5 protein-coding genes and 1 pseudogene are annotated in these 13,496 nt (G+C 64.0%); 5 read left to right on the top strand and 1 reads right to left on the bottom strand.

What is annotated here, in order from left to right:
- Nucleotides 1-8: 8 nt before the first annotated feature.
- The 5 genes and pseudogenes from E0H50_RS38770 (at nucleotide 9) to E0H50_RS38750 (ending at nucleotide 10,704) form a co-directional block, all read left to right on the top strand.
- Nucleotides 9-3,794, top strand: coding sequence for a DUF6079 family protein (locus tag E0H50_RS38770; RefSeq protein WP_131296141.1), 3,786 nt, complete (start codon nucleotides 9-11; stop codon nucleotides 3,792-3,794).
- Nucleotides 3,785-6,415 (top strand): BREX-2 system phosphatase PglZ, encoded by a 2,631-nt coding sequence (gene pglZ, locus E0H50_RS38765; RefSeq protein ID WP_475009288.1) that lies wholly within the window; start codon nucleotides 3,785-3,787, stop codon nucleotides 6,413-6,415. The genes E0H50_RS38770 and pglZ overlap by 10 nt, the downstream gene beginning before the upstream one ends.
- Nucleotides 6,412-7,746, top strand: a complete 1,335-nt coding sequence (brxD, locus tag E0H50_RS38760) for a BREX system ATP-binding protein BrxD (protein ID WP_131296139.1) — start codon at nucleotides 6,412-6,414, stop codon at nucleotides 7,744-7,746. Before pglZ ends, brxD begins: the two co-directional genes overlap by 4 nt.
- Nucleotides 7,743-9,821 carry a DEAD/DEAH box helicase gene (locus E0H50_RS38755; RefSeq protein ID WP_131296138.1) on the top strand — a complete coding sequence of 693 codons (2,079 nt, stop codon included), beginning with the start codon at nucleotides 7,743-7,745 and terminating at the stop codon, nucleotides 9,819-9,821. The genes brxD and E0H50_RS38755 overlap by 4 nt, the downstream gene beginning before the upstream one ends.
- 106 nt (nucleotides 9,822-9,927) lie before the next feature.
- A pseudogene (locus E0H50_RS38750) lies at nucleotides 9,928-10,704 on the top strand (transposase domain-containing protein).
- Between the two features lie 229 nt (nucleotides 10,705-10,933).
- On the opposite strand, the gene E0H50_RS38745 reads toward E0H50_RS38750, so the two are convergent.
- A complete protein-coding gene (locus E0H50_RS38745) occupies nucleotides 10,934-12,640 on the bottom strand; it encodes a hypothetical protein (RefSeq protein WP_131296137.1) in 1,707 nt (568 codons plus the stop codon).
- Nucleotides 12,641-13,496: the final 856 nt, after the last annotated feature.

Raw genomic sequence — 13,496 nt, 5'->3', positions numbered from 1 at the left:
AGAGAGCAATGACCGATCTGTCATTTCCCCTGCGGGATGCGATCGACATCCCGCTTGCCGTTCACGACGACGACTTCGTCCTCCAGATCCACCGCGCACAACAGGCCGCCGCGAAAACTCTCTCCGAGTACGTCGTTACCGAGTCGATCGCAGAGGCGTTCGACAAGGGTCTCAGACTGCTCGAGTCTACCCTCAGGAGCGGAACCTCTAAAGGAGCCTTCATCCACGGCTCGTTCGGTGCCGGTAAGTCGCACTACATGGCAGTGATGCACCAGCTGCTCATCGGAAATCCGCAAGCTCGTGCATTGGCAGGGCTACAGGACGTCGTGGCCAATCACGCGGAACTGCAGGACAGGAACCTACTTGCTATTGACTACCACCTCATCGGCGCCGACAACTTTGAATCTGCGCTCTTCGGAGGGTATCTCGCCGCCGTCAAGACCAGGCACTCCGATGCAGCCGCTCCCGTACTGCATCGCTCAGACGCCTTGCTGGAGGACGCTGACCGGCTGAGGGTCGACCTCGGCGAGGATAGGTTCTTCACAAAGCTCGCCGGTGGCGCCTCACCATCACCGGGCTGGGGCACCTTCGAGTCGTCCATTACTGCCGAGCGGTACGACGCCGCTCGCCACAAGCCTGCCGGTGACCCGGATCGACAGCGACTCGTGGCCGCGCTCGTCAAGACATACTTCCAATCCTTCGAGTCGACCGGCACCTGGTTGGACATATCCAGCGGGCTTCAGGCAATGACGCAGCATGCCAAGGAGCTCGGATACGACGGCGTCATCCTGTTTCTCGACGAGCTTGTCCTCTGGCTGGCCAATCACCTGCGCGATACCACGTTCATCCAAACCGAGACGTCGAAGGTGGCTAAGCTCGTCGAGACCGGCGTTGGCTCGCTGCCCGTGCCGTTGGTCTCCTTTGTAGCGCGTCAGCGCAACCTCAAAGACTTTCTTGGCGGTGGCGCCGTCGGCGCAGAACAAGTGGCGCTCGATGACTCCTTTCAGTGGTGGGAGGGTCGATTCGAGAAGATCACCCTGGCGGCCGCCAACCTGCCGCAGATCGTCCAGAGACGTCTGCTGACTCCCACTAGCGAGGAGGGCAGGACGGCGCTGGCCGGCGCGGTCGGGCGGGTCCGAGCCAACCCTGTGGCTTGGAAGCACCTGCTGACGGACGAAGCTGGTTCAGCCGCAGTCGATTTCGAGCAGGTCTATCCGTTCTCGCCCGCACTTGTGGACGCGATGGTCGCGCTGTCCTCGATCATGCAGCGCGAGCGCACAGCCCTGAAGATCATGAGTGAGCTCCTTTCAAGGAGCCGGGACGAGCTCACCGTCGGGGATTTGATTCCTGTCGGAGACCTGTTCGACGTGGTCGTCCTCGGAGATTCTGAGCCACTGACTGACGACATGAAGAATCTCTTCAGGGCCGCGCGCACGTTCTACACCCAAAAGATGCGGCCTTACCTCGTTATGCGACACGGGCTCGATGAAGCACAGAGCCGAGAGGTAGCAAGAGATCACGCGTTCCGACGCGACGACCGGCTCGCGAAGACGCTGCTCGTCGCAGCCATCGCGCCCGGTGCTGCCTCTTTGAAGGACCTCACGGCTTCCAAGTTGGCAGCGCTCAACTTCGGCTCCGTCGTCTCCATGCTGCCCGGTCAGGAGGCGAGCCAGGTTGTTGTTCTTGCGAAGGAGTGGGCAGCGGAATTCGGTGAGATCACCGTCAGTCAAGGCGGGACAGATCCCGTCATATCGCTGCAGCTCTCCGGTGTGGACTTCGACTCCGTTCTAGTGCACGTTCAGACCGAGGACACCCACGAGAACCGCCGCGGCCTGCTGCGACGGCTCCTTGCCGATCAGATCGGTGCATCTGCCACAGGGGCCCTGGGAAGCGATTATGTCGTGAGCCACGTGTGGCGAGGGCAGAAGTGTGAAGCGGATGTGGTGTTCGGCAACGTCCGCGACGAACGTGCCCTGCCGGTCGAGACGCTGACCGCATCTGAGGGGCGATGGAAGCTTGTCGTCGACTTCCCGTTCGATGACGCCGGCCACCCGCCAGCCGACGACTTTCTGCGGCTCGTCCAGCTCAAGCAGGACGGCATGACGACCGACACCGTCGCTTGGCTCCCCCACTTCCTGACGGCGGCACGTATGGACGATGTGGGCAAGCTCGTGGTCTTGGACTATCTCCTCACGGGCAGCAGGTTTGACCAGTATTCAACCGGCCTGCCAGTCAACGACCGTGAACCGGCGCGCCGCCAGCTGGCAAACCAGCGAGACGCTCTTCGAGAGCAGGTGCTTGGTGCACTGCGTCAGGCCTACGGGATCGATGCCGCTACGGACGATCACCTCGGTGACCGGATAATTGACGGACAGCACTTAGTGACGCTGGCACCCGACTATGACCCGCTCAAGCCGTCCTCGCCCAATTTCCGTGGTGCTGTCGTCGATGCACTTGGTGCAGCGCTCGATGCGCGGTATCCCCATCACCCGCAGGTGGATCGAGGAACTGACGAGGTGCGGCGTGCCGAACTATCGGCGGTACTCGAGCTGGCTCGAAAGGCCATGGCCGCTGGGGGACGCATCGAGACCGTCGACCGGGCGATGGCCACCAAGGTACGACGCGTCGTCGACGGGTACGGCGTAGGGTCGCTGAGCGAAGTCACGTATGTGCTCGACCCGGTTCGCTTCCGCTGGCACGACGAGTTCACAAAATCCGCCGCGAGCGGTGATGTGACAGTGGGAGCTCTGCGGACCGCCATTGCCGACCAGGGGATGACCACGGATGCGCAAGACCTGCTGATTCTCGCCTGGGCATCGCTCACCGACCGGCAGCTCTTTCGCTACGGCGCGAGAATGGAGCCCGCGGCCATCGGCGCACTGACGAACGACACGACCTTGCAAGAGCCGGTGCTTCCGACAGGAGAAGAGTGGGGCCGGGCGCTAGACCGGGCCAAAAGTCTCTTCGGAGTGGGCGCGAGCGAGCATCACTTGTCTAGCGCAGCCGTCAACCGGGTTGGAATCGCGCTGTCGACACGAGCACGCCAGGCCGAGCAGGCGGCCAGCGAGCTGCTAGGCGCGCTCGACGCGCACCGTGACGTGTTCGCGCTCTCTGAAGTCAGCCCCCGCCTCGCCACCGCTCGTCGTGCGCGCGATTTGGTCGCCGCCATCAGCGGAGAGCGCGACCACGTCGACCGGATTCGCGTGCTAGCGGAGTTCGATCTTCCGGCCGAACTCCAGGCGCTCGCACGGTCGCTCTCCACCGCCGCGGAGGTGACCGCCGCCATCAAGGGCGCGCAGTGGCAGCTGCTCAACCAGGTGTCTTCCCTGGACGGGGAGCGGGCCGACTCACTCGTGCAAGCCCTCCGCGGCGCGGCTCAGGCCGACCAGCTCCACTCCGAGCTCGCCGCCGCACTGTCGACGGCAGCAGCAGGCGCCACCACAATCCTCGTCAGCCGACGAGGCCAGGAGCCAGATGACGAAGCAGCCGAACGAGCACGCCGCGAGGAAGACAGGCGCCGAGTCAAGGCGGAAGAACAGGCGCGGGCGGAAGCGGAGCGGCAACATGTCCTCGAGGAGGAGCGAAAGGCACTCGCCGAACGGGAACAGCGATTGCGTGAGCAGGAGGCCGAGCTTGAGAGCCGCCGGCGGGAGGCAGAGACTCGCGCCCGCGCGGTCCACAGCATCGAAGTGAAAGCGATCTCTCAGCTCGACAGTTTGCGCAAGACTCTTGTCGAAGAGCTACAGAACCCGGTGGACGGCAAGAAGCTCCATGTCGACTGGAGGTGGGAGTGAGCGAACAGGTCCGAGCTGTCACGGTCTCGCCAGCGATGGTGCAGCAACGCGCCTCGGACTTGGTGAAGTCCGGGATGCAGGTTCTTCTGCTCCGAGCCCGCCCGGAGTGGACTCACGGGGACGTGAGCGTTGGGAACACTTGGGTGCGCGTTCTACCTGGCGTGTCACAACTCGGAATCCTTGACATCTATGCGTCCCTGGAGGCCGATGAGCGCGTCGTGATCCTGACCGACAGGCCACGCGACGACCTAGGCGACGCGGTGCTCGCCCGAGCCTACCGGCAGCAAATCGAGGTCCCCGACGAGTGGCAAGCGGTGCCCCGCATGTTTCCCGGTGCCCGCGAAGTGAGCCGCGAGCTGCGCCGGCTCGACTGGGCCGCGACGGCCCTACTCGACCACCAGCCTCCAGGCGGCTGGCCGCGCTCCACCGAACTGGCACTCACCGCGCGGCACGCTATCGGAGCCCTGCTGGCGAACCTTCTCGGTTTGGGCGCTAACACCGAGCTGGACGGGATCGTGGTCCTCACGTCACTGGGCCAACGCGATGTGCGGCGGTCATGGGCTTCTGTCGATGAACGGCTGCGACGGCATGTCATCGACTGGGCCAGCTTGGAGCTGGGTGCTCCTGCGGCCTTTGCTTTGCGGGTTGCACAGCGGCAGGAACACATCTCACCACTGGCCGTTGGGCTGGCGCTCGATGTGCTCTGGCCGGACGACGGAACACCAGTGTGCGAAGAACAGATCGCTGCACGGGCGCGCGTGGAGGCGTACATTGACGGGAAGTCGATTAGGGTTGAAGTCGCCCAGGCGGTGGCCCAGGTAGCGAAGACGGTGGTACTGCGCTTGGGGCTTGATGACTCCCCGGAGCTCGGTGTCGCCCTGCAGCAGGCCGAGGCGTTGCTCGGCGACCTCGACTGGGAGAAAGGCGCGGAGCGGTCGACGATTCTGCATCCGGGCTACCGCGCTCGGCTTCGCGCGCTCGCCAACGCTCTCGACTCCGGCAAGGAGGTTGAAGAAGCTCTGGCAGCGTTGATGGACCATCGAGATGCGGGGACGTCGACTGCACCGACCATGGCGGTGCGACTTGCGCGATGGCTCGCGACGAACGAGCAAACCACAACCTCCCTCGCCCAGGATCTGCAGCACCAGATGGATGACGGCGCCTGGGTCGACGCGGCGATCGGTGCGGTGTGGAACGGCGACGCCGACCCCGTCGTCGCCGGGGCCTACGAGGCACTCATCACCAGGGTTCAGGAACGTCGTCAACGACGTGACGAGACAGCCGCGACCCGACTACACCAAGCGCGTGATATAGGCCCACGCGGCGCCCTTGGCATCGAGCGGCTCCTCTCAGAGATTGTCGAGCCGTGGCGGCACAACGGTGGTGCGCTCCTGGTCGTGCTTGACGGCATGAGCGCCGCAATCGGAACCGCCCTTGCCAGCGAAGTTGCCCGACTGGGCCTCGTCGAGTGGGTGCCCGCAGCAACCCACCGACGATTGGCCGCCGTCGCTGCCCTCCCATCGCTCACCCGCATCTCACGCACGACACTCTTCTGTGGAAAGCTTTGCGAGGGCGGAGCAGACGATGAGAAGAAGGGGCTCGCGACTGCCTTTCCAGGTTCGCTCGTCTTCCACAAGGACGATTTGCGCGCCGAAGGTGGTGCTGCCCTTCCAGATGGCCTCCTGCGAGCGATGCGGGATAACGCCGCACGGGTGGTCGGGGTCGTCATCAACGCGATCGACGATGCGATCCACAAGAATGACACTTCGGGAAGCGATTGGGACCTTCACCGGGTAGAGCCGCTGCGTGCGCTGCTCGTGGCGGCAGCCGACGCTCGCCGCGTGGTGATCCTGACTTCAGATCACGGACACGTGGTCGAGCGGGACAGCGAAGCGCTCTCTTCGCCGGGAGCCGATGCTCGGTGGAGGCTCGCTTCCAGTGGCCCAGCTGCTCACGGCGAGGTGCTTGTCAAGGGTCCGCGCGTGATCGCGCCCGACGAATCCGCCGTGTTGCTGTGGCGCGAAGATGCCCATTTCGGCGCGCGCCGGGCTGGTTACCACGGTGGCGCAAGCCTGGCTGAGATCACCATCCCGGTCCTCGTCTTCCAGGCCGCAACAATGAGTGCAGGGGTATCAGGCTGGGAGGCCGCAGCGCCGCAGGTGCCAACGTGGTGGAACGATCCGGTGAACCTCGTGACCAGCTCGGTGCTGCCAAAGCCGCGGAAGATCCAACCCTCCGAGGAAGCTTCGAAGGCCGCGGACCAGGGCGTCCTTTTCGAGGTGTCCACGACGGAGAGACCCGCGATCGGTCTAGCGGAGGCGGTGCTTGCGTCGGCGACGTACGCCGAGCAGAAGCGGATGGCCGGACGCAGGGCACTTGACGACGCGACAGCCGCGGCCGTAATTCGGGCCCTTCTGGAACACGGTAGCCGAGCCCACCTGGACACCGTTGCTGCCGCGGCAGGCATTCCGGCCGCAGGAGTTGGTCAGGTACTTGCCGCGGTTCGGCGCCTCCTCAACGTGGACGGTTACGCCGTCATCGAAATGGATGCAGATGGGGTCACTCTCCGAATCGACGAGCGCCTGCTCAGAGAACAGTTCGAGATCGGTGGAGCAGCATGAGCGACCCAATCGGCATCAGCCCGAGGCGACGGCGCGATATCACCGACGCTCTGCGGCGCGGGACGGTCCCCCGGCAGGGGCTAGACGTGCTGGCCGTCGGTCTCGGACCATTCGAGGCTGCAATCGACGAGGAGCTTGCGACCGTCGCTGGGGGTGGGGCCGCGTTTAAGGCGGTCCGCGGCGAGTATGGCTCCGGGAAGACGTTCTTTGCACGTTGGCTAACCGAACACGCTAAGAAGGCGAACTTCGCAACTGCCGAGATTCAGATCAGCGAGACCGAGACACCGCTGCATAAGCTAGAGACCATCTACCGCCGGATCAACGAAAACCTGTCCACACCGACGACACCTCCGAGCGCGCTGCGCGACGTCATCGACGGCTGGTTCTACATCCTCGACCATGACGTCAAAGACACTCGCGCGGACCGTAGCGCCGTTGAAGGCTCGTTGGCCCTGATGCAGCGTCGACTGGCCAGTGTCTCGAAGGAAGCCCCAGCTTTCGCAGCCGTTCTGCGACAGTACCGAATCGCCCGCGAAACCGGTGACGGTGCTCAGGCTGATGGGCTTCTGGCCTGGCTCGGCGGACAACCTCATGTCGCTTCGGCTGTGAAAAAGGCCGCGGGAGTAAGAGGTGACCTGGACCACTTCGGGGCCCTGGGTTTCCTCCAGGGACTCCTCACTGTGTTGCGCGACTCTGACTACGCTGGACTTGTCGTCGTGCTCGACGAGGTCGAAACACTGCAGCGGATGCGCTCCGACGTACGCGAGAAATCGCTGAACGCGCTGCGCCAACTCATGGACGAGGTCGACGGTGGACGGTTTCCCGGTCTCTATCTTCTCGTGACCGGCACACCGGCCTTCTTCGACGGCCAGCAAGGCGTTCAGCGGCTCGCCCCGCTCGCTCAGCGGCTCCAGACCGACTTCACGACGGATCCCCGGTGGGACAATCCCCGCGCCGCGCAGATTCGCCTGACCGGCTTCACCACGGACTCTATTGTGGAGCTCGGCACCCGAGTACGTGACATCTACGCCAACGGCGCGAAGGATCCAAAGCGCCTGCGGAGCATGGTCGATGACGCGTACCTGCGCACGCTCGCGGTAGCTGTCGGCGGTGAGCTCGGTGGGCGCACCGGAGTGGCGCCGCGTCTATTCCTCAAGAAGCTCGTAGCCGATGTTCTCGACCGCGTTGATCTATTCGACGACTTCGACCCCCGCCACGATTACCACCTGACAGTCTCGGCCGACGAGCTGAGCGAGGTGGAACGCGAAGCGCGAGCGCAGGGCGACAGGCTTCCCGTGACCTCGGTGGACGACATCGAGCTGGATGTATGAGCGTGCCAGGTGCGACAGGTCTGGACGAGGCCATCGAATTCCACATTGTCAACTCCCTGGGCTGGCGCGATCTGCGCCCACTCCAGGCCGCAGCAGTCGAGCCGGTGCGCTCGGGCGACAATTGTGTGCTCGTTGCGCCGACGGCGGGAGGGAAGACGGAGGCTGCAATATTCCCACTGATGTCCGAGATGGTCCAACGAGGCTGGACAAACACGTCCATTTTGTATGTGACCCCACTACGGGCGTTGCTCAACAACCTCTTCCCGCGAATCGTCGGCTACTGTGCCTGGCTCGGGCGCAGAGTTGCGCTTTGGCACGGCGACATTGGAAGGTCCGAGCGACGGCGGATCCTAGCGGAGCGGCCTGACGTGCTTCTGACCACTCCGGAGTCGATCGAGGCCATGCTCGTCTCGCGAGGAGTGGACCATAAACGGCTACTCGGCTCGGTGCGCGCCGTTGTCATTGACGAGCTGCACTCTTTCGCGGGTTCGGACCGCGGGTGGCACCTGCTCGCTGTTCTGGAGAGGGTAGAGCGGCTCGCTGGGCGGAAGATCCAGCGCGTCGGACTCTCTGCCACAGTCGGCAACCCGGAGGCGGTCGGGTCGTGGATGCAGGGCTCGACCGAGGGCCGCCGGCCGGTCCGCGTTGTCCGCGAAGAGGCGATCACTACGGCTGAGCCGGAAGTGACGCTCGACTATGTCGGCAGCATTAGGAACGCCGCGACCGTGATCTCTCGAATGCACCAGGGCGAGAAGCGACTGGTGTTTCTTGAATCGCGTCGTAAGGCCGAGGAACTCGCGTTCCTGTTACGAGAGCGGCAGGTGCAGACTTTCGTATCGCACTCGTCCTTGTCTGCGGATGAACGCCGGAGGAGCGAGCAGGCATTCGCTGAGGCTCGCGACACTGTCATCGTAGCGACCTCGACGTTGGAGCTCGGGGTAGACATCGGCGACCTCGATCGAGTGATCCAGGTAGACGCGCCGCGGACTGTCTCGTCCTTCCTGCAGCGGTTGGGCCGGACCGGACGTCGGCCCGGGACGGCCAGAAATGCGCTGTTCTTGGCCTTGGACCAGAAGGGGCTGCTCGATGCGGCAGCTTTGCTCCTGCTCTGGAAACGGGGATTCGTCGAGGATGTCGCGGCGCCGCCACATCCTCGCCATCTTGCAGCCCAGCAGTTCCTGGCACTAGCGCTTCAGGAGGGAGCGTTCGGTGCCTCGCGGTGGCGAGACTGGTGGGGCGATCTGCCGGTGATGACCGACGGGAAGGAGGTGCTCGCGTATCTGGCTGCGGAGGGTTTCCTCATCGAGGACTCGGGCATGCTCTTCACCGGTGCGCGTGCGGAGAAGGAGTTCGGCAACCGGAACTTCATGGATCTCCTGTCCTCCTTCATCACGGACCTTGAGCTACGGGTGGTCGCTGGCTCCGATGAGATCGGCTTCGTCTCGCCGCTCGCGCTTCCGCGGAACCGGGACCGACAGAGCAAACCGCTGGTGCTCGCCGGTCGCGGCTGGTTGATCCGACACGTCGATTGGGAGCGATTCGTCGTCTGGGTCGAGGAAGTGCCGCTTAAGGGCGACATAAAGTGGCCCACAGACCCGGTTGTGCACTCCTTTGACCTCTGCCAGTCTCAGCGAGATGTGCTGTTAGGCGCTATTCCCGATGTACACCTTTCCAAGCGTGTGCCCACTGCACTCGAGCGACTGCGCGCCGAACGCGCCGCTGAAGTGACTAGGGACGGACTAGTGCTCCAGCCGCGACCATCCGGTGATTGGCGGCTTTGGACCTGGGCGGGTCTGAAAGCGAACGCGACTCTGCTCGCCGGGCTAGGTCTCGACGCCACCGAAATCGAAAACGAGAGCGTGATACTCCCGGCGGGAGTGGGCGCGTCGGCGGTTGCATCTGCCGACGTGAACGTAGTCCCCCAACTCAGTGCTGAAGCGATCACAGCGCTGAAGTTTTCCGCGGCGTTGCCCCCGGACCTGGCGACGAGGACTCTCGGAGAGAGGCTGGCCGACCCCGAGGGAGCCGCAATGGTGAAACAACGTTCTCTGATTCGCACGGTAGGACGTACTTAGCTCGCAGCGCGGCCGTCCGTCGCCGGATAAGCGCGACGGACGACAGTGGCGAAGGCGTTAGCCCCAATACCGTTCAGTTAAGGATGCAGCGGTGTAGCTTGATGGCATGCCGCGTGGTGGATGGAAGAAGCCGGAGACCGAGCGGCGTCTGTCGGACCTTGTCTCGGTAGGTGTGCTCACGCGGGTGTTCCCGCCGGATTTGATCGATGAGGTGATCGCCGAGGTCGGCCGGACCGAGCAGCGCCCTCGTTCGCTGCCGGCGCGGGTGATGGCCTACTTCTCGATCGGGATGGCGTTGTATTCGGAGGGTTCTTATGAGGACGTACTGGCTCAGTTGACCGATGGGCTGTCGTGGGTCGCGGGGTGGGCCGAGACGTATGCGCCGCCGAGCAAGTCCGCGATCTTCCAGGCCCGGGCCCAAACCAACCCACCTTGAGGATCTTCCCGACGGCTCCTGGCTGGCCCACCTGCGTCAGACACACTCAGCCGGCGCGAGGAGCCGATCCTGGTCCGGGTCATCGACCACACCATCGATGACGGCCGCGAGAGCCCCACCGCCTACAGGCTCTTCACCACCATGCTCGACCCTGACGAGGTGAGTGCGACCGATCTCGCCGCGGCCTACACCCAGCGGTGGGAGATCGAACTGACCTTCGACGAACCCAAGACCCACCAGCGCGGACCCCGCACTGTGCTGCGCAGCAAGTCCCCGGACCTGGTCCTCCAAGAGATCTGGGGCCACCTGTGCTGCCACTACGTGATCCGCTCCCTCATGGCCGAGGCCGCGACCCACTCCGGACACGACCCGGACCGGATCAGCTTCGTCGCCGCGCTCAGGATCACCCGCCGGACCCTCGCCCACCCGGGCGCGTTTTCCCCCTGACCAGCACGGCCGCGACAGCCCCGGCTGGACAGACTTCCTGCGCCGACTACTCCGCCGGCTCAACCCCACCCGACGACGGCGCTCCGCGCCCCGCGTCATCAAACGCAAATACGTCAAATGGCACGTCAAACGCGCCCACCACCACACCAACTGGCCGCAACCGCAACAGCCAACAAGCTATGCCGTAATGCCACACTAACTGAACGGTATTGCGGCTAGCCCTCTCCTTTCATTTGCCAGCGGGACGCCAGTCACCCGTCCGTAACCAGTGGCGGAGTCCTAGAAGTCGTTTGACCACGGTGGCTACGATCTTGTGCGGTGTGTCTTTGAGGCCTTGGTAGGTGGCAGTGCGAAAGGCAACGTAGTACCCGGCGAACGCCAACCACAACAACGTCGCGACGACGGTTGGCCAGAGGACACCAGCAGCCAAGAATGTCTGGCAGCCGAGGACCACGGTCGAGCCCCACACGATAGGCCACCGCGGCATGAACATCAGCGCGGCTGAAACCACCAACGCCAGCGCGACAACGACACCGTCTGGCCACCAGTCCCAGCGGTCGTCCGCGGCGAGTTGGCCCACCATAATGGCGAGTGGGCCGGCTGCCAGCTGCGCCAGGTTGGGCACGGCTGTGATCTTGTATCCGGTCGCGAGGGGCGGACCCGTCAGCGCTGTGGCCTTGTCGATGAGGCCAGCGTTGCCCAGCAACCAACGATGGTGAGCCCGCAATGGAATGCCCTCCTGAGCAAAATGCACCGCTTCGAGGGTCCAAGCAAGCCCAACCGTGCTCCAGCCGAATGAAAGGAACGCCGCCACGGCGATAGCCGTGGCGAGCAGTGACTCATCCCCCGTCCATTGGTATCCCGCGATTTCAAGCCCGAGGCAGAAGCGCAACGGATAGCCGAACCCCACCAGCGCCACGGTCGTCTTCGGCATCTTCAGCTTGCGGGCCGTCTCGTAGGAGGCCGCCAGGATGAAGATTGCGGCGACCCCAATGAGTGGTCCGACCGGTTGGTTGCTGGGAATACCGAGAGCGAGAACGAGGGCCGCGCCGATGCGGAAGATGACGACCGCGCTTGACAGCGACACCGCCCTGTCGAGGCCGAGCTTCTGAGTTGGCAGGCGGGCCCGTGATATCGCCGCAGGATGCGCAGCGTCCTCGACCGCTCCTCTGATGTCGTTCCACTGGTAGCGCGCCTGGTAGGCGAGATACTCGAGAAGCACCCATCCCCATAAGTAGACGACCAGCTTCTTCCCGGGCGACCCATCCAGCGCCGTGTCGCCGAGAAGGGGCGCGAGAACGAGACCGGCTACGTAGTAAAAGCTCTTCTGCAGATCTTCGCCGCGCGGCAACGCCAGGTAGGACGACATGTGCCGTTCACGGGGTGAGGGCGCTGCCTTTCCTACCTGGGGTTGCAGCCGCCGACTGGCCGCCCGGTACAAGCTTTGTCCGGTTGTGCTGAGCCAGGCCATCGTGAAAAGGAGACAGACCGCCGCTGTATAGGTGACGGCCATCGCGGCCGTCCAGGCTCGGGGAACGCTGATGGCGATCATGACCGTGATCACGGTGAAGGCAGTGAAGGCGATCAGTACTAACATGATGGTGAGCGCCCGATAGATGGGGTTGCCGTGCTTCAAACCCACCAGGGAGCCGACCATGCGGGTAAAGGCAGGGCTCGGTGGAGCGCTGGCAGACGCTGTTCTGCGGCTGGCCAACTGCTCCTCGATATTGCAGAGGTAGTAGTACCGCAGCGCGGCTTGAGCGCCGGCCTGGATGAACAGAGCGAACAGAGCCACCGGGATCAACGGCGCTGCGGCCAGGAGTCCTGGTGGCACGGCCCGAGACGACGGATCTTCTGTCAGAACGTACTGGCCAACTAGTGCGCCAAGCGCTGTCAGCGTCGTGAGTGCAAGGGACGCGAGCGCGACCTGAGTCACCTGATATGAGCGTTCGTCTTCACGAGTGGCGATGTAATCGGCCAGGAGTGCGTCTGTGTCCTGGCCGGGTGGGCGCGTCGTCACAAGCGTTCCGCTGATTCAGTCCAGAAGTATCGTCGCAGGAAGCAGCGACCTAGGAAGTCCTGAAGCCTGGGATACACCGGCTGATGCTTGGATGTTAAATGTACAAAACCGTATCGCAGCCGAATTGCGAGCAATCCGTCAGTCAAGGCGACGTCGCCGCAAACCACACCTCGTGAGGCATGATCGTACAATCCGAGCTTCCGACGAGCAGTCCAAGGCTTCCACGCACGGCTGACCACGTGGATCGCCAGATCGCCTGCCTCAGCTGGAACGCATCCAAGATTCGAGATCTCGCGCCTGGAGTTGGTCACAACGACCAGTGTGCGGACGCCTGCTCGGGCCGCTGTCGTGACGATGGAGGACCAACCTGAAACATCCGCTTCTGCTGGCGAACGCCAGTCCAGCAACAGCGGTTCAACGTCGAGTATCAGCACCTCTGGCCGCCCTGCCAAACATACTTCGAGGGCGTTCGCCGGAGTTGACTCCCTACGGATGATTCCACGCACTGCCATGCCGCACCCCCTCAGCGCTGGGCCCATTGAAGCGCACGGTGCCACGACGTGTCGAGAAGCCTCGCGACCTTCCGCGCGCAGAAGGGCATCCGCAACGCCGGCGCCAGCCTCAGTTCACCCGGCAACTACGGTGCGCTCAGACTTCAAGTTGGCCGATGTCAATCATTCAGTGAAGCGCGCACACGAGCTGGGCGAGCTACCAGTCAACAGGGCTGACCCGCATGACACGGTGGCACCCGGGTCTGCTACACAGATCGCGA

Source organism: Kribbella sindirgiensis, assembly GCF_004331435.1.
Lineage (GTDB): Bacteria > Actinomycetota > Actinomycetes > Propionibacteriales > Kribbellaceae > Kribbella > Kribbella sindirgiensis.
This window is presented reverse-complemented; position numbering and strand designations above follow the sequence as displayed.